This is a genomic window from Mariniflexile sp. (assembly GCF_052728615.1).
Window position 1 is genome coordinate 24,272 of record NZ_JBFVFE010000012.1, and the last position, 23,667, is coordinate 47,938.

The 23,667-nt window shown below is 36.5% G+C and carries 21 protein-coding genes; 9 read left to right on the forward strand and 12 right to left on the reverse strand.

Annotated elements, in window-relative coordinates; translation table 11 throughout:
• Positions 1-61: 61 nt before the first annotated feature.
• Positions 62-2,530: a DUF4623 domain-containing protein gene (locus ACU1LP_RS06780; RefSeq protein ID WP_445735916.1), complete on the forward strand. Its 2,469-nt coding sequence runs from the start codon at positions 62-64 to the stop codon at positions 2,528-2,530.
• Between the two features lie 337 nt (positions 2,531-2,867).
• On the opposite strand, the gene ACU1LP_RS06785 is transcribed toward ACU1LP_RS06780, so the two are convergent.
• From ACU1LP_RS06785 to ACU1LP_RS06805, 5 genes are all read right to left on the reverse strand, one after another.
• Positions 2,868-3,623 (reverse strand): LytR/AlgR family response regulator transcription factor, encoded by a 756-nt coding sequence (locus ACU1LP_RS06785; RefSeq protein ID WP_445731221.1) that lies wholly within the window; start codon positions 3,621-3,623, stop codon positions 2,868-2,870.
• 257 nt (positions 3,624-3,880) lie between these two features.
• Positions 3,881-4,192 carry a 2TM domain-containing protein gene (locus ACU1LP_RS06790; protein ID WP_445731220.1) on the reverse strand — a complete coding sequence of 104 codons (312 nt, stop codon included), beginning with the start codon at positions 4,190-4,192 and terminating at the stop codon, positions 3,881-3,883.
• A complete protein-coding gene (locus ACU1LP_RS06795; RefSeq protein WP_445731219.1) occupies positions 4,192-5,529 on the reverse strand; it encodes a 2TM domain-containing protein in 1,338 nt (445 codons plus the stop codon). The genes ACU1LP_RS06790 and ACU1LP_RS06795 overlap by 1 nt, the downstream gene beginning before the upstream one ends.
• Positions 5,530-5,551: 22 nt before the next feature.
• Positions 5,552-6,175 carry a hypothetical protein gene (locus ACU1LP_RS06800; RefSeq protein WP_445731218.1) on the reverse strand — a complete coding sequence of 208 codons (624 nt, stop codon included), beginning with the start codon at positions 6,173-6,175 and terminating at the stop codon, positions 5,552-5,554.
• 12 nt (positions 6,176-6,187) lie between these two features.
• Positions 6,188-6,613, reverse strand: coding sequence for a DUF2141 domain-containing protein (locus tag ACU1LP_RS06805; protein ID WP_445731217.1), 426 nt, complete (start codon positions 6,611-6,613; stop codon positions 6,188-6,190).
• Positions 6,614-6,924: 311 nt separating this feature from the next.
• Between ACU1LP_RS06805 and ACU1LP_RS06810 the strand changes: the two genes are divergently transcribed.
• Positions 6,925-7,872, forward strand: a complete 948-nt coding sequence (locus tag ACU1LP_RS06810) for a TerC family protein (RefSeq protein ID WP_445733829.1) — start codon at positions 6,925-6,927, stop codon at positions 7,870-7,872.
• A gap of 246 nt (positions 7,873-8,118) precedes the next feature.
• On the opposite strand, the gene ACU1LP_RS06815 is transcribed toward ACU1LP_RS06810, so the two are convergent.
• Positions 8,119-8,850 (reverse strand): energy transducer TonB, encoded by a 732-nt coding sequence (locus tag ACU1LP_RS06815; protein WP_445731216.1) that lies wholly within the window; start codon positions 8,848-8,850, stop codon positions 8,119-8,121.
• Positions 8,851-9,086: 236 nt separating this feature from the next.
• Between ACU1LP_RS06815 and ACU1LP_RS06820 the strand changes: the two genes are divergently transcribed.
• Both ACU1LP_RS06820 and ACU1LP_RS06825 read left to right on the forward strand, forming a co-directional pair.
• Positions 9,087-9,443 carry a bleomycin resistance protein gene (locus ACU1LP_RS06820; RefSeq protein ID WP_445731215.1) on the forward strand — a complete coding sequence of 119 codons (357 nt, stop codon included), beginning with the start codon at positions 9,087-9,089 and terminating at the stop codon, positions 9,441-9,443.
• A 58-nt stretch (positions 9,444-9,501) separates the two neighbouring features.
• Positions 9,502-10,140 (forward strand): hypothetical protein, encoded by a 639-nt coding sequence (locus tag ACU1LP_RS06825; protein WP_445733827.1) that lies wholly within the window; start codon positions 9,502-9,504, stop codon positions 10,138-10,140.
• 27 nt (positions 10,141-10,167) lie between these two features.
• On the opposite strand, the gene ACU1LP_RS06830 is transcribed toward ACU1LP_RS06825, so the two are convergent.
• Both ACU1LP_RS06830 and ACU1LP_RS06835 read right to left on the reverse strand, forming a co-directional pair.
• On the reverse strand, positions 10,168-12,336 hold the full coding sequence (locus tag ACU1LP_RS06830) for a TonB-dependent receptor (protein ID WP_445733828.1): 2,169 nt from the start codon (positions 12,334-12,336) through the stop codon (positions 10,168-10,170).
• 1,036 nt (positions 12,337-13,372) lie between these two features.
• Positions 13,373-14,650: an NAD(P)/FAD-dependent oxidoreductase gene (locus ACU1LP_RS06835; protein WP_445731212.1), complete on the reverse strand. Its 1,278-nt coding sequence runs from the start codon at positions 14,648-14,650 to the stop codon at positions 13,373-13,375.
• Positions 14,651-14,779: 129 nt separating this feature from the next.
• On the opposite strand from ACU1LP_RS06835, the gene ACU1LP_RS06840 reads away from it, so the two are divergent.
• From ACU1LP_RS06840 to ACU1LP_RS06860, 5 genes are all read left to right on the forward strand, one after another.
• On the forward strand, positions 14,780-15,274 hold the full coding sequence (locus tag ACU1LP_RS06840) for an RNA polymerase sigma factor (protein WP_445731211.1): 495 nt from the start codon (positions 14,780-14,782) through the stop codon (positions 15,272-15,274).
• A gap of 4 nt (positions 15,275-15,278) precedes the next feature.
• Positions 15,279-15,914 (forward strand): hypothetical protein, encoded by a 636-nt coding sequence (locus tag ACU1LP_RS06845; protein ID WP_445731210.1) that lies wholly within the window; start codon positions 15,279-15,281, stop codon positions 15,912-15,914.
• Between the two features lie 905 nt (positions 15,915-16,819).
• Positions 16,820-17,404, forward strand: a complete 585-nt coding sequence (locus ACU1LP_RS06850) for a YceI family protein (RefSeq protein WP_445733192.1) — start codon at positions 16,820-16,822, stop codon at positions 17,402-17,404.
• A gap of 32 nt (positions 17,405-17,436) precedes the next feature.
• On the forward strand, positions 17,437-18,705 hold the full coding sequence (locus tag ACU1LP_RS06855) for a hypothetical protein (RefSeq protein WP_445734178.1): 1,269 nt from the start codon (positions 17,437-17,439) through the stop codon (positions 18,703-18,705).
• Between the two features lie 154 nt (positions 18,706-18,859).
• A complete protein-coding gene (locus ACU1LP_RS06860) occupies positions 18,860-19,447 on the forward strand; it encodes a YceI family protein (RefSeq protein WP_445734179.1) in 588 nt (195 codons plus the stop codon).
• Between the two features lie 304 nt (positions 19,448-19,751).
• Here the strand turns inward: ACU1LP_RS06860 and ACU1LP_RS06865 are convergent, their stop codons facing one another.
• From ACU1LP_RS06865 to ACU1LP_RS06880, 4 genes are all read right to left on the reverse strand, one after another.
• Positions 19,752-20,588: a GIN domain-containing protein gene (locus ACU1LP_RS06865; RefSeq protein WP_445733159.1), complete on the reverse strand. Its 837-nt coding sequence runs from the start codon at positions 20,586-20,588 to the stop codon at positions 19,752-19,754.
• 99 nt (positions 20,589-20,687) lie between these two features.
• Entirely contained in the window at positions 20,688-21,413 is a 726-nt protein-coding gene (locus ACU1LP_RS06870; RefSeq protein WP_445734180.1) for a head GIN domain-containing protein, read from the reverse strand.
• A gap of 130 nt (positions 21,414-21,543) precedes the next feature.
• On the reverse strand, positions 21,544-23,322 hold the full coding sequence (locus tag ACU1LP_RS06875; protein WP_445734181.1) for a PspC domain-containing protein: 1,779 nt from the start codon (positions 23,320-23,322) through the stop codon (positions 21,544-21,546).
• Between the two features lies 1 nt (position 23,323).
• Positions 23,324-23,662 carry a PadR family transcriptional regulator gene (locus ACU1LP_RS06880; protein WP_445734182.1) on the reverse strand — a complete coding sequence of 113 codons (339 nt, stop codon included), beginning with the start codon at positions 23,660-23,662 and terminating at the stop codon, positions 23,324-23,326.
• Positions 23,663-23,667 lie beyond the last annotated feature (5 nt).

Below are 23,667 nucleotides of genomic sequence, written 5' to 3' on the forward strand. Positions count from 1 at the left end.
ACAGCCTCATTTTTTTTATGGCCTTTACGTGCATTCAATTTAAACTCAACAAACTATTATTATGAAAAAGGTCGCCCTATTTGTATTGTTCATTAATATGTCTATTGTTTCGGCACAAAATATTACTTGGACCAATATTACCGGAAGCTATAGTATGCCAACAGGCGTTCAGGTTTTTTCAGGAGAAGACGCCAGCATCCCGTTAAAGGTTAAATATATAGACGTTGATCTTAATAATGCTGATTTGGAATTGACGCCCGTACTATCCTCTACCAATGCACATGTTAAAAATTGGGCAACCAATTTAGGCGCCGTAGCCGCCATGAATGGGGGTTATTTTGGTGGAAGCACCTCGTTCTCGGCAGTTGTAAATACTACTGTGGAAGCTAAAAATGTGGCCGTTTTAAATAGAAGTGGGTTAAATTACCCCGTAACGAGAGGTTTTTTTGGTTTTAATGCGGATGGTACGATGGCCGTTAATTGGATTTACCATTTTGGCAATACCAAAGCCGATATATATAGCTATGCAACCCCCGCCCCGAATGCTGATGGATTTCCTGCCCCAACCCCTACGCAGGGTGGAGGCGTACAATGGACCAATTTAACAAAAGGCATGGGTGCAGGCCCCGTTTTAATTAAAAATGGGACTATTGTAGATACCTATACCGAAGAGGTTTTTTGGGGGTCTGGTGTGTCAAATACTGGATTGGATCCCCGATCCGCTATGGGCTATACCACAGATAAACATGTAATTTTATTGGTTGCGGATGGAAGACAACCGGGTATTTCAGCAGGTGCATCTTTACCACTAATGGCTTCCATTTTAAAAAACTTAGGTTGTGAGGAAGCTTTAAATTTTGATGGCGGAGGTTCTTCGCAATTAGCGACACCAGATGCATTTATCAATACCCCATCAGAATCCTATAGATTAGTGCCTTCAGTTTGGGCCATCTACAAAAAGGCAAATTTGGAAACACCAGTTCCTACGGCACCTATGGATCAATCTTCAACCCTAGACAACCCCGTGAATCTTTTGTGGAACATGCCTACGGAAACGGGCACCACCTATAGACTTCAAATAGCGACTTCAAAAGATAATTGGAACAAACACGTTGGTTTCACACCCAACACCACCACAGATGGTACGGTGCTAGTAAATGAGGACATCGCCCTGGGTACTTATGATTTTTCGGATTTAACATTGGGAACCACTTATTATTGGACAGTTATAGCTTTTAAAGCTGGTGGTTTTAAGTCTTATTACTCAGACCCCATAAGTTTCACATTTACAAATGGCGTGGAAATAGATTGGAAAAGAGCCTCAACAGATGGCAACAAGCCAACTTGGTTTGGCACGGATACAGAAAGAGGATTGGCTTATGCCAACAATAAAGTTTATGTAGTATCAAGAAGTAATGGTATAAAAGTGAAAATACTAAATTGCTTTGATGGCACCGATTCAGGAGAGTTGCCTGTTACAGGAATTTCAGGAGGCACTTTTGGGCTAAACGATATAGAGGCGAGTAGCAATGGGATGCTGCTTGGTTGCAATTTAACAATAAACACAGGCTCTTCGAACTTTAAAATTTATAAATGGGCTAATGAAACAACAGATCCAACAGTTTATATAGATTACGCATCACCATCAAACCTCAGACTGGGCGATAAATTCACAGTTTTAGGAGATATTTCTAAAAATGCCGTGATTTTCGCTGCGGCATCAGGAGGCACCAAAGTGGTTAGATGGTTGGTAATAAATGGCGAGGTGCAAAGTCCAACTGAAATTACATTACCAGCAGCTATGGGCAACCAAGCCTGTGTTGCCGCTACCGGCACCAGTGATGATAGTGATATGATTGTGAATTCCATAGCTAAAAATACCATCCTTTATAGTAGTACCGGTGTTAATAAAAGTACATTAGGAAACGCTATTATTGATAGTGATAGCAACTCAACAAAATATTTTGAATTGGAAGGGAAAAAATATCTCGCCATTTTTCAAAGTAAACAAACCACTGGTAGCCCGATTGGGAATAATTGTAGGATATTAGATATTACCAATGGTTTTGCATCAGCTACTATTGTAGCAACCACTGAACGTTTGGGCGACACTTCAAATATAAATGCTGCGGGCGACGTTGACGTAAGATATACCACGTACCCAGTGTCTTTAACCGCTATAACTTTGGCGACCAATAATGGGGTAAGTGCAAAAAGAATATTCGGTGTCGTGATTGAAAACGGAGATTCCAATAATACTCTGAACATTGAACAAAACAGTTTTGGGAAACACGGTTCGGTTACCATTTACCCCAATCCTGTGGGCAATGCGTTTACGATTTCCATTTCCAAAAATATGGATGCCAAATGCAAAATATCTATTTATTCCATAGATGGGAAATTGGTAAAAACAGAAGCTATGCAGAACCCCATTCAAAATATAAATGTGGATGCCCTGTCCAATGGCATCTATCTGATCAAGATACAAAATGGGGAAAAAAATTACCAGACCAAGTTTATCAAATCTTAAATAAGCCTTTTAAATTTTATTTGAATATTTTTTAGTACATGACAAAAATAATCTTACATCATAAAAATAACTATTAAAGTTGACCCCTCCGCCTATCGGCACCTCCCCTTGAAAAAAGGGGAGGAATTATTTAAGGAGATTTTTTTAATAATTTGATGTTAATAAATTTTTGTCATGTACTTAATGAATATTTACAACAAAAGTTGATTTAGGTTTAAACGTATAATAAAATGGTCGATAAAAATATTTTTCCTGACCATTTTTGATTAACCAGTTCTATAATAAGAGATAACTACTTCCATCAAATGCAGAGATGAAAACTCTTAAAAAACAACTCCTACTCCAACCAGTCCTTAAAATCCTTAACGCGCTCGCGTGCCACAATAACTTCATCGTCCTTATAAGAATTCAGTTTAATTTGCAGGCGCGAGTTGGTATAGCTTACCATATCTTTTATGGCGTTGATGTTTACAAAGAATTTTCGGCTGATGCGGAAAAAATTTTGGGGCTCCAGTTCGTTTTCCAACAGCTCTAAAGTGGTATCCAGCACATAGTTCCTTCCTTCTGTGGTGTGTAAATAAGTGCCTTTATTTTCGCTGTAAAAACACTCAATATCGTCAATGTTTATCAGTTTTAAATGTTGGCCCACTTTTACCGAAAAGCGTTTTTTGTACTCGCGGTCTATGGGGTTGACAAGGAGTTTTTTAATATCGTTGAAATCGAGCGTAACGGCTTGTTTTTGCGGTAAGCGTTCTTGGTACTTTTTTACGGCTTTTGCTAAATCGTCGTCGTCAATAGGTTTTAATAGATAGTCGATACTATTTAATTTGAAAGCTTGTAGCGCATATTCATCATAAGCGGTGGTAAAGATGACGGCGGATTTTATTTCGATGGCTTCAAAGATTTCAAATGAAAGGCCGTCGCTTAACTGGATATCCAGGAATATTAAATCGGGATGCGGGTTGTTTTGAAACCAATGGATGGATTCTTCAACGGAATGCAGCATGGTTTCGGTTTCCATTTTTAAAGCTGTGAGCATGCGCTGTAAACGTCGTGCCGATGGTTTTTCGTCTTCTATGATTATTACTTTCATGGGCTGGTTACTGTTTTTTATTTTGGTTACTGTTTATTGGCAGGTGCGTTAGGGATTGAAGCAAGCTACCGTGTAGCGCGAAAAGCCCGCCCCGGTTCCTGAACTTGTTTCAGGATAAAGGGAACGCCCAAATTTTTATACTTTTTTTCTCGCAAAATTTTACTGAAAACTGCAACTGATTACTTTTTTCTCGCAAAGCCGCAAAGCCGCAAAGCTTACTGTAAACTGGGACTGAATACTGCGGCTGTAAACTAATATCACCTCCAAGATCTTTTGTCTTGTTCCATGAGCTCTTTAATTTTTCGTTCTTCCCAATCTTTTCCGAATATAAAATTGGGTGCGAAAACCGATAGTCCATGGGCCAGCAAACCAATGCCCCAAAATATTAGGGTGGTGAAATTGTGCCATTGGAAATAGCTTTCGCCTGTATCTAAATTTTGAGTGTTGATAATTACGATCATGGTATTGATGACCACGTACACCAAGGCGTGCGAATAAAAGCCCCGGATGCGCTTTACACGTTTTGCGGCACGCTCGTAACGGCTTTTTTCAGTAGAATTGGTTTCCATTATTTCCAGGTTTTATTGGTTGCCGATGCTTCTTTTTCCAATATTTCTTGTATTTTGCGCTCTTCCCACGATTTGCCATATCCAAACACCGCAAAGGCATGAAAGGTCAATCCCATGCCCCACCCCAACATGGGAAACCAAAACCATTTGAATTCCCAAGAGGTTTTGTAGTTTATAAAGATTAAAAACGGGATCACAATGCTGTAGGATAGCAAATTGGAGTAAAAGCCTTTAATTTCCTCTACGCGCTTTTTGGCTTTGTTGTACGCGTCTTGTTCGTTGTAATGATGATTGGTTTCCATGTTATAAATTTGTTTTGTGAGCATGGGTATGGCCACCGCAAACCGTGTTGCTTCTTTGTCAATGTTTACTTTCTTTATGGTCAACAGGTCGTAGCGCTGCATGATATTGTTTAAACCTACGCCGCTGCTCTTTTTAACTATCTGCTTGGGTTGCAAATTGTTTTCGACCACCAAACTGTCTCCTTGTTCATAAATTTTTATACGCAAGGGATTCTTGGCAGTTACGGTGTTGTGCTTTACCGCATTTTCCAAAAGCAACTGTAACGATAAGGGAACCACCTTACTATCGGGGTTATTGGCCCTTTCGGGAATATCAAAAATAATACTATCCTCAAAACGCATTTTTAAAAGCGACATGTAGGTTTTGGCGAATTCCAACTCTTCATCCACCGATACCAATTCCTTGTTTTTTTGTTCCAGAACATAGCGATATATTTTTGATAGTGACGTGGTGAACTTTTGGGCATTCTCTGGATTTTCTTCAATTAAACTGGTGAGCACATTTAAACTGTTGAACAAAAAATGTGGGTCCAGTTGGTTTTTTAAAGCATTGAACTTTGCGCTTGCCGTACCTGCAATAACTTTTTGTTCCTTTATTTTGTTTTGCTGGTATCGGTTATAAAAATATACAAAGTGAAAAATGATCACGATGGTTAAGGTAATCCACAACCCAAACTGGTAGTAAGCAAATTTTTCATTCACTAAAAAATCATGAAAGGAATGACCATATAACACAACCGATGTAAAGGCCCTTAGAAAAAACAGCCCCATTAAAGTCAATACCGTAGAGCCAATAATGCCTAAAACTATGCGTTTGATCCTATCTTCCTTTTTCCATTCCTGGCGTTCCATGAAATCGAAAAAGTACATGTTACCAAACCCAAGAACAAAACTGTACAATTGATACAGTGAAAAACTGATTAGAAATTCGTTAATCGTTTCAAAATGAAAACCACCAGAAATGGCATTGCCTATTACAAAAACGGCACAGCCTATTATAAAGCTTAAAATGATTGATTTCCGAAGGTTTTTCATTTGTTAATTTAAAAATACAGGTTTACTCCTTACAAGATTCCAATAGCATTTCGGCACGGTCCTTGCCCCAATTTGGGCTAAAAGGTGTTTCGGGTTTAAAGTTAGCAAAAAGTTGTAAAGCACGCTCTAAATCCTTGCAGAATGGTTTGGTATCCTGTCCAAAATATTTGGCACTTCCCATGCTCCATTCGGCTTTACAATACACCACCCGTGGGTTTTTGGGTGCCAACATTTCTGCTTTTGCATAAAGCTCTACTATTTTGCCCGACAAAGCCATCCCGTAAGTGGCACCATCAAAAGCTACCCACGCCGTATGCAACAAGGCTTGTAACACTAAAATTTCAGGATTGTTTTTTGAAATAGCGGTAGCATCATTAATCAAATCTTGCGCCTTTTTAAGTTGTGCCGATAGCTTTTCTTCATTTTTTTCCCCGAAACTGCTAACAATATTTATCTGGGCCGCATAGTATGGTGGCAACCAATTATCGGGTTCTGCCTTTGCGATGCGTTCAAACATATTTGAAGCTTCGGTTGGGTTATTGCTTCCCCATAATTCAAAGGCTTTTTGCATGCCTTGTTCGTAATTGGTTTGTGCAGTTGCTAGAACTGAAACCATTAATGTTGCAATGATAAGTAATTTTTTCATTGGTTAGTATTTTTAAAGTTTTATGTGTTGATTGATTGATTGGTTATTTATTTCAAATTTGGCGTCTTCCCATTTTGGTGGCCCCATAAATCCTTTGGCGTTGTTGGAGCAGCCATAATCTTCTTTAGGAATTCCTAAAAAATTGGTATCCATTTTACCATTATCGTTTTCGTCATGAAACATCGATACGGCATAAGTGCCGTTGGCAACATCTTCAAAAGTTACTTTGCAACTGTTGTTTTTAATTTTAACAATATCCCTTTTAATGCCTTTATTCAAAAAAGAGGATTCGGAATTATAAAGTGCCACAAACACTTTCCCGTTATTGTTTTTAAGGTTGGAAATAGTAACAGTAACATGGTTTCCTTTTGATTGTTGCGCATTTGAAATGGTGATGCTAAAAAGTGCGAGACCAATAATTTTAATTAAGTGTTTCATGATGATTCGTTTTTTTTTTAATATGGAGACTAAGCCAGTACAAGTTTATGAAACAAATATCGAACACTGTTAAAGGTTTTTAAAAAGTGACTTGCCCAAGTGTTGTTTTTTTGGGATGGAATGTTAAAAAATTGGATTTCATTTTTGATCGATTCTGAAAGTTAGGTGTATGCAAGTTGAAAATATATCAAAAGTTCAGCACGATCCAAACATATTTCTTTTCTACGTCCGAAAGGGAAAAATTTTAACTAATATTCTTTTTTTTGAAAAAACACAATTGTTATTTTTGGTCGTTTTTAATTATATATGCTATGCTCATTTGGGGTTTGTTTATTTTAGGAGTCCTTATTTTTTTGGCGTTGGATTTAGGCATCTTTAACCGTAATCCACACGTAATTAGTGTTAAAGAAGCTTCAATTTGGACCAGTATCTGGGTAACGCTCTCATTTCTGTTTTCAGGCGTTATTTATTGGTTGTATGGCACAGGCAATATAGATAATGTGGATTCATTAAAACCAATGGATGCCACTATTAAATACATTACGGGGTATTTAATAGAGCTTTCTTTGAGTATTGATAATATTTTTGTGATCGCTGTTATTTTCACTTCATTTCGTATTCCCCAAAAATACCAGCACAGAGTATTGTTTTGGGGCATTTTGGGTGCAATTGTTTTTAGGGCTTTAATGATATTTTTTGGCGTAGCCCTTATTAAAAAGTTCAGCTTTACCACCTATGTATTTGGTGCATTTTTAATTTTTACGGCTTTAAAAATGTTGTTTTCAAAAGATGCACATTTCAATCCTAAAAAATCATTTGTCTATAGAAATTTACGAAAAATAATACCCATTACATCGCAGATGGAAGGTGAAAGGTTTTTTGTGAAAATACGTCATATCAAAGCAGCAACACCCTTATTTATAGCTTTAATTATAATAGAATTTACAGACATCTTATTTGCACTTGATAGTGTTCCTGCCATATTGGCTATCACTTCCGATCCCTTTTTAGTGTTCAGTTCCAACATTTTTGCTATTCTGGGCTTACGGTCCATGTATTTCTTTTTAGCTAATATGCTTGCCAAGTTTACCTATTTAAAATATAGTTTGGTTGCCATTTTAATTTTTGTTGGAGTGAAACTTATACTGGCCCATCACCTTCATTTTCCTGAATGGGTATCTTTAGCCTTTATAGCTTTATCGCTAATTATTGGTATCTTATTCTCATTAAATAAAAAGATAACTGTTAAAGAACTGTAAACAAAAAAAATCAAGAGAGCATTCCTGCCTCTTGATTTTTAACATTGACATTATGAACTCATTTAAACTTTTTGGATTGAAGTGAAATCCCGATAGCTATCGGGAAGAGATTTTTGTCCAGTTGAAGGTTTTTTTGAGTTGCACAGCATCGCTACGGAACGAAAAAAAGACGAAAAATGGGTGCAAAAAGGCAATTTTTTAGCCAATTAAAAAAGTTTAAATGAGTTCTATAACTAAATCCAAATACTATCCATCTTGATACTTAAAGAATATGGGCACTGCATACGACACTTTCACTGGTTTTCCGCGTTGTTTGCCAGGTAGCATCTTCGGCAACAAACCAATAATGCGTTCTGCCTCTTTTTCCAATATTTTATCTGGCCCTCTAGAACGTATTCCGGTAGTATACCCTTTAGAGTCAATATTAAATATGACTGAAACCCGACCTTGGATGCCCAAATCCAAGGCTGCTTGCGGGTAGTTAAAATTCTTGACCACGTGCTCTTGCACTTTTCGTTGAAAACAGTCTTTGGTGGCGCTTTTGGATAATCCTTCACAACCTGGAAAAACAGGTACATCCTCAATAACGGCAAACGCCACTTCAACCTCCTCTTCAACTGCGGCTACCTTAACCTCTTTTACGCTTACCTCACGTTCTGTAATGGCCTCCGTTTGGCTGGTTTCGGAACTTTCAATAACAGTTTCCTCAATATCCTTAACGTCCTCTACAATTTGAATGGATTCTCCAACCGCAATTGGCGGTGGTGGCGGTGGCGGCATATTAATATTTACAATAGGTATGTCTTCTTCAATTTCGGCTTCCATATTTAAAACATCCCTAGCCACATCACTTTTTTCGTATGTTTTATATTCTAAAAGCTGCCATGATAAAAGCAACATTAAATTAAGCCCAATAGCAAAATACAAACCGCTATTTCGGCTTATTTCTATTTCCGGATTTTTTTTATGAGCTAACATGATTATTTGATTTAATATTATGTTCATTTAATACCTTAAAATTAATGGATTTAACTATCAATTAATATGATATTTATCATGTACAAGGGATGTATTTATAGTGTTTTTTTTAATGAAAGGTTTTACTAGGTGTATCTGGGTGATTTTTTTTAATAGTGATTGATTGAAACATTCATAAAATTTATATTAAATTTGAAGATGGATGCGTTATTAGTCATTCCAAGTAAAAAGAAATTATGCTAACAGAAATCAATCCGAAACTGCCCATGCGCAGTAAAAAAACCACCAAAGATTATTATATAGACGGTTTGGGTTTTGAAGAATTTGGAAGTGCAGACTTTGATGATTACCTGATGTTGCAAAAAGACCAGATTCAGATCCATTTTTTTGAATTTAAGGATTTGGATCCTAAAGAAAATTACGGTCAGGTTTATATTAGAACCAATGCTATTGAAGCCCTATATAAATCATTCTTGGATAAAAATTTAAGCATTCACCCTAATGGAAAACTACAAATAAAACCTTGGGGACAAAAAGAATTCTCCATGCTGGATCCCGATAATAATTTGCTTACTTTTGGGAAAAGTGTTTAACAATAAAAATTTAAGACACTCAACGATTTAAGTTATTCAAAAAATTTCAAGATTGGTAATGAGGCAACTAGCAACAATAACTCTGACACTTATAAGTGCTTTTATATTTGCACAGGAAATTCCTACACCAAAAGGCTATGAAGTACTTACTCAAAAATCAGGTGATTTGGATAAAGATGGAATAGATGAAAAAATTGTAGTTCATAATACAACAGATTCGACGGAATTTGGCAATGTTCGTGAAATTCAAATCCTAAAATGGTCAGACGGAAATTGGAAAAAATGGATAACCTCCAGAAATGCTATATTAAAAAGTGAAGAAGGCGGCATGATGGGAGACCCGTTTGGCGAGGTTGAAATAAAAAATGGTGTTTTATTAATTAGCCACTATGGAGGCAGTAGTTGGAAATGGAGCTATACGGACAAGTACAGGTTTCAAAAAGATGAGTTCGAACTCATAGGTTACACCAGCGTTTACGGAAAACCTTGTGAATATTGGACTCATTTCGATTTTAATATTTCAACAGGGAAAATCGAATACAAAAAAGAATTTGAAGATTGCGAGAAAGACCAAGAAATATATAAAAGAGAAAACGAAGTTTTTTACCATAAAGGACTGAAAATCAACTTAAACAATAGACATCTAGAAGACATAAAAATAACCACTCCAAAATACAAGGACGAACTTTACTTGTAACAAGTAGCATGACCAGTAAAAACCCATTTACAAATTATCCAACTGGTTGCTCTTTTTATCGTTGCTAATGGTCCAAAAGAAGCCTACAAAAAAGAATTGGTCTGACGCAGGCTGTAACGCCCTTCTGTTAAAATTTCCGTTCATATCGGGCGTGTTGGCGTATTGGTAGCCATAAATGTTTTTAAAACCCAGCACGTTATTAACCGAGGCGTAGAGTATTTTTTGCGGACTTATCAAATACGCCCAATTCACGCTCAAACTGTTATAGGCTTTTGTTTTATCGTTTAAAAAACCTGGTTCATTGGGGTTGGTAAATGTTCTGCCTGATGCAAAAGCATAAGCAAACCCTACCTGACTGCGCCAATCGTTGATCCAATATTTTCCAACAACCGACACATTATGGGTATTCGCAAAATTGGGTTGTGCCTCCATGCTGAAATTTTTATAATCACGCTTCGTGTCCAACAACGAATAACTTACCCAATAATCAAAGTTTTCAATGGTTTTGCTATCTCGGTAAAAGAAATCAATGCCTTGTGCAAATCCGTAACCCGTGTTGTTATAATTGCTGTTGAAAGAAGCAATCCCGATAACTATCGGGACAGTATCGTACTTTACCAAGTTATTGTATTTTTTATAATACGCTTCGGCCCTAAATAATTTTCTATCGCCATTGTATTGATAATTGGCTATAAAATGCGATGTGTTTTGCGCTTTTAAATCTTGGTCGAATTTTAAAATGGCACTCGATGGGTTTTGGTAAAAGTTCCCATAAGCCAATGACAACTGACTTTTGCCCGATATTTTATATGCCAAAGACAGCCTTGGCGCTACGGTGGCTTCATTGAACAACTGGCTATATTCGGCACGCAACCCCGTTTTAAACGCTAAGTTTTTCGATATAAAAATATCGGCCTCTGCAAATGCTGCCGAAATGTTATTGTCATAGCCGTATTTGGCATTGTTTACAGACGTGTCATTGTACGTTTCCGTAAAATTGGTAGCGAAGTACTCTACGCCCAAATAAAGCTTGAAACGGTTGCTTATCCTGTTTTTGAATTTCAGTTTGGCATGTACCGAGTTTTCTACATCTTCAATGGCGCTGTCAATACTATTTAAATCGTTGTTCCCATGGGTATAACTCAAACCACCAAAATAAGTCCAGCTATCATTCAGTTCCACTTCATACGAACTGTTCAAATAAAAGTTTTTGTTCTTCAACTTAAAATGAACACCATCTGCATCATTGATGTCTTCTTGGGTCAATTCAAAATTAGTGGCATCAAAAGCACCATACAATTTAAACAAACCTTTATTGGGTTTTTTTCTGAAAACGGTTTCCCCCGAAACGGTTTCATAAGGTTTTATCCACTTATTTCTACTTGAAAAAATCGCATTATAAGGCGCCAAATTAAGATACGACACATTAAAACTCAACGAACTGTTATCCCATTTTTGGGTATTGCCAATACCACCACCCACACTCATAATGCCAATATCGGTTTTTTCCTGGTCGGGTTCATCTATGGTATTTAACAATAAGACACTCGATAAAGCTTGACCATATTCTGCCGAATACCCACCTGTTGAAAACGTAATCCCATCAAACAAAAATGGCGAGTAGCGCCCCCGTGTAGGCGCATTGTTGGTTGTTGGCGTGTAAGGTGTGAATACAAGAATGCCGTCAATGAAAATTTGGGTCTCGTCGGCATCTCCACCACGTACAAACAATCTGCCATCTTCGGCAACCGTGGTGGTTCCGGGCAAGGTTTGCAATGCGCCCACAAAATCGCCCAAAGCACTTGCCGTGGTTACCACATCCAAAGGTTTTAAAACATTTACTTTACTGTTATCGCCCGCCGAAAATGTGCCTGCCGATAAAACCACCGCATCCAACGTATTGACGTCTTCACGAAGTTTAACAATTAGGTTTTTCATGTAAAACACATCGCCAAACATAGTAAAGGTTTCAAAAGACAGATAAGAAACAATCAGGGTTTGCGAACCTGTTTTATTGGTTTTAAATGAAAAAACACCAAGTCCATCACTGGTACTCCCATCGTAAGTACCTTCCAAATAAATATTCGCTCCAGCTATGGGGGCTCCATTAGCCTCTATAACTTTTCCGCTAATTATGGTCTGAGCCAGTAATTGGTTTGAGATGATTAAACTAACTGTTAAGATCAATTTTTTCATGATGGTTGATTGGTTTGCTTTTTATTGACAGCACAAATTTGAACCATTGCCATTTGATGAAAAACATTAAACTACCCAACTGTAAAATATCAATGATGAATTGATTTTAATTTAAAAACAGTCCATTATGTTAAGCAATCCTGAAGAAATATTTTTAATGATTTATCTCAGTATGTGATAAAATAGTTAGTTATGTGAATCAAGGGTTGAAAAGATTAGAACCCATTAGGATCTAGAATACATCATTAGGGGCGTTAGCCCTAAAATCGTCGTAGATACAAACGTTAATGAAATGAAAAGGGGCGTAGCCCTGTTATCTTCGTAAAATAACACGATGACGAAAAAAAAGATCTAGCCCTTAAATCTATTAAACATGGCAAACACGTACACAATTGTTTTATAAAAGATGTCAGGGCTAACGCCCCTAATTCATCTTCATGTCACACTTTGCTATAAAGATTACAAGGCTAACGCCCCTAAGTCAAGCGCACAAAAAAGAGAGTCATTATTGAGGAATTTATTTTTAATAATTTGAACTTATTGTTTTAACATTTGTTGTTTGATTAAATAATCCATGTCTTTTTTTTAGCCTTTTTTGATGCACATTTTAATATTTTGAAGAAGCCAAAATCGACAAAATAAGATTGTTGCTTTAACAATTATTTTGTTGATTTACAGGATGGAGATTTTTGCTTTTTTGAAAGATAATTTGAGGCGTTTTTTGAGGATTTGAAATTGAGTGATCATTGTATTTTAAACGAAGTTAACAACAGGTTTTTTACGACCATAGATCATTCCAAAAAACGAGTCAGCATTTGGTTTTTTTAGTTGCTGAATTTTTTATAACTTCGGGTGCATTTTTGGTTTTAAAATATGTTGAACGTTATTTGATTTCTAGACGTTCTAATTATTCTCCTTACCTACATATCCCATCCTTATTTATCCTTTTTAGTCCTTAAAAATACCAATAGACAAAATCTATACTAACCATTCAAAATATTTGTAATCAGTTTATTAAACCATTTTAAATGAATATTTACTTTAATTTATAAAACGGACGTATAATAAGTCGGGAAGCCTTGTCAAAATTAATATAATTGTAGCACCAATTGAAGAAAACCAATACCCTATTCCGAAAACCCACCAATGCCATAAGGTGTACAAACATCCAAATAAACCATGCAAAAAAGCCTCCAAATTTATAGTGTTTCAAATCTACCACGGCCTTATTTCTGCCCACCGTTGCCATCGATCCTTTATCCATATATTTGAATTTTTTTAGCGGTTTCCCTTCCATTAATTTAAGGATGTTTTTACCCAAAAGTTGTGCCTGTTGGATGGCTGGTTGCGCTACCTGTGGATGCCCATTTGGATACGCATCGGAAGCCATCAAAGCAATGTCTCCCAGAGCAAAAATATCGGGGTATCCTTCCACTTGGTTGTAGGCATTTACTTTGTACCGGTTGGTGCGCTCCATTAAGGCTTCCGCCTTCAATCCTTTTACCACATCGCCGGTAACGCCAGCGGCCCAAATTAAGGTTTCGGACTCTAATTGAAGACTTAAATTAGTAGTTACTTTTTTACCGTCATAATCCTTTACAAAGGTATTGCAATGTACAAGCACGCCCAATTGGGTAAGGAATCGCGCCGCTTTTTTTGAAGCTTCATCACTCATGGTTGACAGTACCCGCGCACCCCCTTCCAATAAATAAATCTGCATGTCCGATGCTATCAAATCACGATAATCTTTAGGCAAGATTTGGTTTTTCAATTCTGCAATGGCACCCGCAAGTTCAACACCGGTGGGCCCACCTCCCACAATCACAAAAGTGAGTAACGCTTTTCGGGCGGCCTTGTCATTGGTAATGGCCGCCTGTTCAAAATTCTGTAAAATCAAACTTCGTATATTTAAAGCTTGAGGTACTTTTTTCATGGGCATACTATGGGCTTCAATGGCTTTATTGCCAAAGTAATTGGTTTTGGTGCCCGTGGCAATCACTAAATAATCGTAACCAATCACGCCAATATCCGTATGTATCTCTTTGGCTTCGGCATCAATACTGCGTACTTTCGTCATGCGGAAATACATATTTTTGTAGCGTTTAATAATTTTCCGAAGCGGATATGCTATGGAATCCGGCTCCAATCCTGCCGAAGACACCTGATACAATAACGGTTGGAACGTGTGGTAGTTCCGCTTATCGATCAATACCACCTGTATGGGTTTGTTGCCTAAAGCTTTTACTAAATTAATACCGGCAAAACCACCTCCTATTATTACAAGTCTGGGAACATTTACTTGGGGAATATTCATAATGTATAAAATAAAACTTTATGCAAAGATATAAGGGTTGCCAATAATTTACTGAAACAAAATATTATTTTTACCAAGCTGTAACATTTTAAAACTTTAGGCTACTTACAGTGTAACCAAACCATCGATTTGAATAAAGAACTAGAACATAGCTTTGTTGAATTGCTAGAAAAGCATCAAAACATCATACATAAGGTATGCCGGTTGTACACCAATAACCAGGATGCGCACAACGATTTATTTCAGGAAATAACCATTCAGCTTTGGCGTGCCTACCCAAAATTTAGGGGCGACGCCAAATTCAGTACTTGGATGTACCGTGTGGGGTTAAACACTGCCATAACCCTGTACCGAAAATCGAAACGCAGCATCACAACCCAAGATTTTGCGGGTGTAGAGTTTAAAATAAAAGCAGAAGATTATGATGACACCGAAGAACAACAACTTAAAGTACTTTATAAAGCCGTACACCAATTGAACGATATTGAAAAAGCACTCGTTTTTTTGTATTTAGAAGATAAAGATTATAGCGAAATAAGTGAAACCATGGGTATTAGTGAAGTGAATGCACGGGTAAAAATGAACAGAATTAAAAACAAACTAAAAACCATACTAAATCCGTAAACCTATGGATGAACTAGATATACTTAAAAAAGACTGGAACAAGGAAAAGCCAGAGCATAAAAAACTATCTACACAAGATATTTACCCCATGCTGCACAAAAAATCGTCGTCTATTGCAAAGACGTTGTTTTACATAAGCATCGCCGAACTGGTGTTTTGGATATTGATCAACACCATAACACCCTATTTCTATTCAGATGAATATAAAACAAACCTAGACACTTTATTTAACGAACATCTCTTTACCGCCATAACCATTTTCAGCTATTTGGTTATAATACTTTTTATTTATCTACTTTTCAAAGCCCAAAAATCCATTTCGGCAACAGACAGTGCAAAAAAACTAATGGAAAGCATTTTAAATACCCGCAAAATTATCAAGTTCTATGTGATTTACAATTTGGTCATGATATTCATTACTTTTCTAGTAGCAATGGTCTATGGCATAAATCATGACCCAAAAATATCCAGCAAATTTTCGCATTACAGCGACAAACAATTGTTTTTCATCATTTTATTTTCAATGGTAGTTATTGGTGTTTTTATGCTCGTTATCTGGCTATTTTACAAACTCCTTTACGGCTTATTATTAAAACGCCTTAACCAAAATTACAAAGAATTAAAAAAACTGGAAGTTTAAGAGCCGATTGGTTGCCCAGTTTCAAACCCCATTAAAAAATGTTCTTATATGACCCATGATAAACTCCTTTATGCAATGGTTTTTTTGCTTTGTGCATCTCAGTGAAATAGCTGTAACACAAAGGCCTACAAAATATTACACGTCCCGATGGCTCCTCTCGGGACCACAAAGACCATTAAGTCCATAAAAAGCGTTTGCCCTGTCCCGTTAGGGACTTCATTTGGGCAGTGGCATATCAATACGCTGGTTTTCTGTGACTTTAGTTACAGGATGGGAAAGCAGATTTTAAAACAATGCCATACATGAAATCAGATTGCAAATATCCTTCTTTCAATGCTGCCCTATGCCGTACCTAAAGGCACGAATCCACTCCTCGATATAATTGCCGCTACCCATATTTTGTCCCTAAAGGGACATAGATCACATCTGTCGTACCTAAAGGCACGATTTTAAAACTGGATATTGTTGGGCTACCCATATTTTGTCCCTAAAGGGACATGGATGATGGAAAAAGCAACATGGTTATGGTTTTAATGTAAAAATAAGTTCCTTTCCAGGTGCTAAAGTTGTTTTTCAGTTTTCTTTCACTGAACAACCTGAATTTGACATAAAATAACCGAATACCAGCCACATGCGCTATTGTGGGGAGGCGCTTCCGATGGCTCGGGACCACAAAGATTATTAAGTTCCTAAAAGTGTTTGCCTGCCGATTGGCGCCCAGTTTCAAACCCTAAGTTGGTAAAATTTCCTTTTGTTTCGTAAAAAAAGAGGTATCCATGAACATGGACACTTCTTTTTTTTTGAAATTATTCGATTTTGGAACTAAAATTCCCGAAATGATTTTTATCATGTTTTAATATCTATTTACATCTGAAATTTGTAACATAATTAAAACAACAGTAATTATGGACCCAAAAAAAAATAGATATTTTAGAGTTTTAAGCTTAATAGCTGTATTGGTGTTTGCGATTAATTTAAGTGGCGCACAACAATTCAGTTTATCCAACCATGAATCCACTTTAACCGTTTTAGGAACTTCAAGTTTACATGATTGGCACATTACCGCCGAACAACAAAGCGGAAAAATAGTTTTTAAAAACCCTGAAACCGGCGACATTGATAAATTAACCGTTGAAATTGTGGCAGAAAGCCTAAAAAGTGGCAAATCCTCCATGGACAAAAACACCTATAAAGCCTTAAAAACCACTGCCCATAAAAACATTTCCTTCCAATTGATTGAAGTTAAGGAAACCACAAACAAAGGGGGAGGCAAGTTTATGGTAAAAACCGAAGGGGATTTAACCATAGCTGGCGTAAAAAAACGCATTCCATTGGAATTTTCGGCAACTATTATGGGGGATAAAATAACGCTTACCGGTGATAAAAAAATTAAAATGACCGATTTTAAAATCGATCCTCCAACGGCATTATTGGGAACCATCACAACGGGCGACGACATCACAATTAAATTTTCAACCATATTCAAATAAACGTAATAATCAAATCTTAAAAATTAAAAATCATGAAATCAATATTAAAAAAAGCAGTACTATTGGGAATTATATCAACAGGCTTCAGTTTTTATGCCCAAAACAGAAATTTAGACAATTACCGACAACCGGACAAAGATGGAATTGGTGTTTTTGAAGCACCAAAAGATTCAGTATCAACCTTTGATGGTGTAAAAGTTAGGATAGGTGGTGCTTCTACACTGCAATTCCAATCTTTGGATAATGAAAACTCAGGAGTTGTTCCTTTAGTAGAAGTAGGAAGCAACTTTAACCTGGCCACTGCCAATTTAGATTTGGATGTGGCACTTTATGATGGTGTTAGAATGCATCTAAGAACGTACCTATCTTCAAGACATCACAACGAACCTTATGTAAAAGGAGGGTATTTTCAAATTGATAAACTGAATTTTATCAGTGAAGGGTTTTTAGAAGATTTCATGAACCATGCAACCATCAAAATTGGCCACATGGAAAACAACTATGGCGACGCCCACTTTAGAAGAAGTGATAATGCCCAAACACTTTTTAACCCGTTTGTAGGCAACTTGATTATGGACTCTTTCACAACAGAAGTAGGAGCCGAATTACTTTACCGATTGGATAGTGGGTTTTTAGCAATGGTTGGCTTTACCAATGGTAAATTGAACCAAAGCGTTAGGGATGTAAACGGAACTACTGGAGGCGCTGCATTTTTAGCTAAGGTAGGTTATGATAAACAAATTACCGATGATTTCAGGTTTAGATTAACCGGGTCGCTGTATAATACAGGATACGCACAAAATGTTTATTTATATACAGCAGATAGAGCTGGTTCTAGATATTATGATGTTATGCAAAATCCAACAGCTACAAGTCATGATTTTAGATCAGGTCGCTTTGACCCAGGTTTTAAAAACAAAATTACTGCTGTAATGATCAATCCTTTTGTAAAATACGGTGGATTGGAAGTTTTTGGAACTGTTGAATTAACTTCTGGAAGAGCTTTGACTGAAACCAACGATAGAAAAGCTACACAATACGCTGGCGAAGTTATTTATAGATTTGGGAATACCGAAAACTTCTACTTAGGTGCTCGATATAATACGGTAAGTGCGGAATTGGCAAGTGGCGATGATATAGATATTAATAGATTCCAGTTAGGTGCTGGTTGGTTTTTGACCAAAAACATCTTAATGAAAGCTGAATACGTAACTCAAAAATATAACGATTATCCTACCGGAAATCTTTTAGAGGATGGTAAGTTTAATGGTTTTATATTAGAAGCTGCCATAAGTTTTTAAGCAAATAATTATAATTAGTTGAATTTTGACAAGTCTCAAAAAAGCACACGTTTTAATTATTCGAAATAATATTTTAAATTGCTGTTATTTTTGAGACTTGTTTTTTTATAATAAAAATTGTAACTATTAGATTGTAACTATTAGTTTTAATAATATGATTCTCAAAAGGTTTACATTTTTAATTTTTATAATAACGGCATTCGCTTTTACACATAGGGATTCCGGTTTTAAAAGCACATCGGTTGTTATAACTACCGAAAGTTCTTTATTAGTTAGAGGAACAACCAATGTGAACACCTTTTCTTGTACATATAATATCAATAAATTCAAAAATCCCATTCAGGTAATTTATCGTATGGAAGGTGATAAAATGAGCTTTAATAAAACAGCATTGATTTTAGATTCCAATGGTTTTGATTGTGGAGGAAAAGCCATAAACAATGATTTTAAGAAAATTTTAAAATCAGATATCTACCCTCAAATCACCTTGTTTTTAAAAGAAATCCGTTTATTGGAAAACACTGGAGACGTTCAAGCATCCGTAAATATAGAAATTGCCGGCATTATAAAAGGCTATAAAATCCCTGTGAAGATTAAAAAAACCAGTAGTATGCTCATTACGGGAGATTTGGCGTTGAGTTTGGATGATTTTAAGTTAGAAGCTCCTAAAAAACTCTTCGGACTTATTTCTGTGGATGATACAATTGAAATTTTTTTTCAATTGGTAGCTCAGGAAAAATAACAGCTGTTGTCCGTTCGCAACAAATAAAAAAAATCATCAAGCGATATTGTTGACAATTAAATTGAATTTGAAACCGAAAATTTGAAAATATGGATTGTCCCCTAGACTTTAGGGGTGTTTTTAAAATTTGAGTGATATTTATATATTTGAAAATCAAATATATAAAATACTAGTCAATGGTAGTCTTTCGGCTTCGCTCAAGATAAACTAAAGTTTATAACTTCACATAATTGACAATCATTAAGGTCTCGACTGCGCACTCGACCAGACAAAGTAACCAGTGAACTCATTTAAACAACTTCTTTTATTTTTCCTTTTTTTGAAGTTTTGAGGTGTCGCTCATTCTATTCACAATAATCTTTGGGTTGCCATACAAGTACACGCTACTGCTACCTGAGGCGTCAATGGTTACCGTATCCACCACTTCCAAATAAGCATCACTGGACATTTCATTTACCGTATTACAGATTTGGGCCGTAAAATTTTTACCGTTGAATTGGGAATAATTATCGGTTCTTAATTTGAATTCAGCGGTTTCCCCTTCAATGGTCGCATTGGCTCGTTGGTATAGATCAACAGTCGTTATGGGCGAATAGATTAAGGCATCTATTTTACTGTTGTCTGTTAAAGTAAGTTTGGCATTTTCACAAGTAAGGTTCAGCTTTATTTTCGATCTGCCATTGCTTTGAAAATCAAAATTATTGGTTTTTAAGGTTAATCCAGCTTTGGAAGATCCTTCGGTTATCAATAAGGCATTGGTTAAATCCATGGAAGTTACTGAGGTTATTTCGCTGTTATCAATGGTTCTAATATTGGTCAAACCAGCATCATAATTAACGGTAATGTTCAAGCGTTTTTTTGAGGTTATCCGCATGGTTTTATCAAAGGTTAAAACCCCATCAACCACATAAAATTTAATAAATCCATGTAGGTTTTCGTCCGTTTCAATGGTTACAGAAGGCGATTGATCATAAATGAGTTCAACTTCAAAATCTTCATCAAGCAGGATGGTGTGAAACGGATCAATTTCAGTTTGTATAATAGTCACATTTTTGTTCCCTTTTACTTTTTCAGCTTTTTGCGCAAAACCAATAAAGCATGATGCAAATACAAAAAGTAGAGATATAACTTGTTTACACATTGATTTGTAGAAGATTGTTGAATAACAAATATAAACAAAAACCATCCTAAACTTTGATTTAAGTTTAAGATGGTTTAAAATTGGTTGGTTTTAATTAGGCTATTGTTTTTTTATACTTCCGGAAGCACTATCGTTTTTGTTCACCACTTCTGGATTTCCTAAATATTTAATGTCGCCTCCACTACTCGCTTTGGCTGTTAATTCTTTTGAAGTATTCACCGTGATATCCGCACCACTGGTTGCTTTTACATGACTGGATTCTGCAATTAAATCGGCTGCTTTTATATCGCTGCCACTGGTAGCTTCTGCTGTTAGTTTGATTGTTTTGCCTGATAGCTTCAAATCGCTGCCACTGGTAGATATGCAGTTGAGTGTTACCGTATTTACATCTAAATTCATAGCGCCGCCACTTGTGGTTTCAAGTTCTAAACTTTCGGCGGTAATGGTGTTGGTAGAAAAAACATCACTCCCACTGGTTGCCGTAATGCCACTAACGTCTTTAAAACTTACCATCACTTTTTTCGATTTACATCTGCCAATATTTTTTTTGGTGTGAATCTTTAAAACACCATCTATAACTTCGGTTATTATAAGTTCTTGTAGGTTTTCATCAGCTTCAACGCTAACGCTTTCGGTATCGCTTTGCGTTACATATACGTCCAAACCTTCGGTGGCTTTAATGGCGGTAAATGGTTTGTTAATGGTTCGTTGTTCTGTGGTTACATGACCATTTCCTTTAACTCCATTGATGTTCATATCGAAATTGCAAGAAAATAGGCTTAAACTGATTAGGGTTGCTACAATGATTTTTACTAAAGTGGTCATAACTGTTCGTTTTTTGGTACTGAAACAAGTTCAGCACAGGTTGATGATTTATAGTTCGAATATCCAATTTTTAGGTTTTGATTAGTAACTTAAATATCTGAACTGTTGTTTTTTAATACTGAATTGTTAATTAATTGGATTTGATATTTACTCCTTTGGAATTTATGTTCACTTTCACGTCTTCCGATTCCACTTTAATCCCCGTACTATCAATTTTAAAATTATTGTTATCATTTTTAATTTCAATACCATTTTCGTCAATTTTCACATGGGGCGTATCAACGTCCACTTCAAATTCATCTTCTTCGCAATCATGGCATGTTACCCCATCCTCAACAACATTTATGTAATGATTCACATAGTTGGACCCCATTGTATGGTGTAAATAACGTTTGGTATTATTATTAAATTTAACCACAGCACCTTCCGGCAAATAAAGTACCACCGTTATTTCTTGGTCGCTGAATCTGTTTTTGGCATTGGTTGATAAATAAGAATCCAACCGTAATTCATTCCCTTTTAAAGCATAATTGTAGTTTATGTTTTTGGCACGTTCCATGGCTTTATCATAATTTCTACCATCGGCACTTTTTTCTATACTTATAGTAGCCAAGGAATCGGTTGTAGATTTTACAACAATCTCAATATCCGAACTATAAATGGTAGGCACCCCATTTCCATTGTTAACCACTTTAAAGGAATTGTATCGGTTTCCCAATAAATCATTTTCTGCCATTTTAATTTCCAAAGTGTCGTTGGCAGCTATAAAAAGTTCTTGTTTTTCTATAACACGTTCGTTAAAGGCATGTTCACTGGCTTCCCTTAAACCTATCACTATTAATCCGATTATGGAAAACAACCACAGACCGATAAGGGTAAATTTTGCAATGTTTCCAATAGATTTTAAGTTGTCAATAAGAATTTTCAAACCTAAATAGAACAGGAAAAAGAACGGAATCCCAATAGCAAAAAAGGCTAATAAAGATGCCAACCATACCGGTGAATTTCCTGCAATGGCAATATTTATAAAATCCATTCCCGGTATGTGGAGTATATTTAAAATGCCCACCGAAAACCAACCGATCATTAAGGAAATTAGGGCAAAGGCACCCACCAAAATCATAATAATTCCAATAAATTTCGCAATTATTTTAAAGAAGAACATAATAATGTCTGCCAACGTGTCAAAGAACGATCTTGAACTCGATTTTATTTTGTTTCCCTGTTTTTGAAAATCGGCTTTCCTTGCTGCTTCCGAAACATTTTTGGCTGCCCCCGAAACAGAATCGCTTACGTTTTTTGCAACGTCCGATACGGTTTCCGAAACGGTATCAAACCCGTCCTTTATTTTTTTTTCGATGTTGCTAATGTTAACCGGGTCGCCCGTCATCATTATTTTTTCGGCAGTTGTTTTAGCTTCAGGCACTAAAATCCAAAGTAATATGTATAGTAAAAACCCCGTGCCAAATCCGAAGAGCAATAATATCCAAGCCAAACGAATCCAGATGGTATCAATGCCCAAATAATGTCCTAACCCAGACGAAACCCCACCAATATACGAGTTATCGGTATCCCTAAAAAGCTTTTTAGAGGCCGAAGATTTTCTCTCATGAGCCGGTTGTGGTTCATCCTCAAATATGGCATCATCAACCAAATAATCTTCCGGTTGTCCCATAATGGAAATCACCTCGTCCACTTCCTTGATACGGATCACTTGTTTGTCGTTTTGCACGCGCTCGCTAAAAAGTTCGGCAATACGTGCTTCAATATCCGCAATAATCTCGGTGCGTCCCTGAGAATCTGTGAATGAACGTTTTATAGCCTCAAGATAGCGTTGCAGTTTTAAGTAAGCATCTTCGTCTATATGGAAAAAGGTCCCTGCTAAATTTATGTTGACTGTTTTATTCATTTTAATGTTGTTTTTTGGTGTTGGTTACTAAGTTAACGGCGTTTTGTAATTCGCTCCACGTCGTGTTCAATTCCTTTAAAAATAATTTACCGGTCTCGGTCAAGCCATAGTATTTTCTTGGTGGCCCCGAGGTCGATTCTTCCCAACGGTAATTAAGTAGTCCGGCATTTTTTAATCGGGTAAGTAGCGGGTAAATGGTCCCTTCCACCACCAGCAACTTGGCGTCTTTTAAGGTGTCCAAAATCTCTGCAACATAAGCATCGTCGTCTTTTAAGACCGATAATATGCAGAATTCCAAAACCCCTTTGCGCATTTGTGCTTTTGTGTTTTCTATCTTCATAGTGT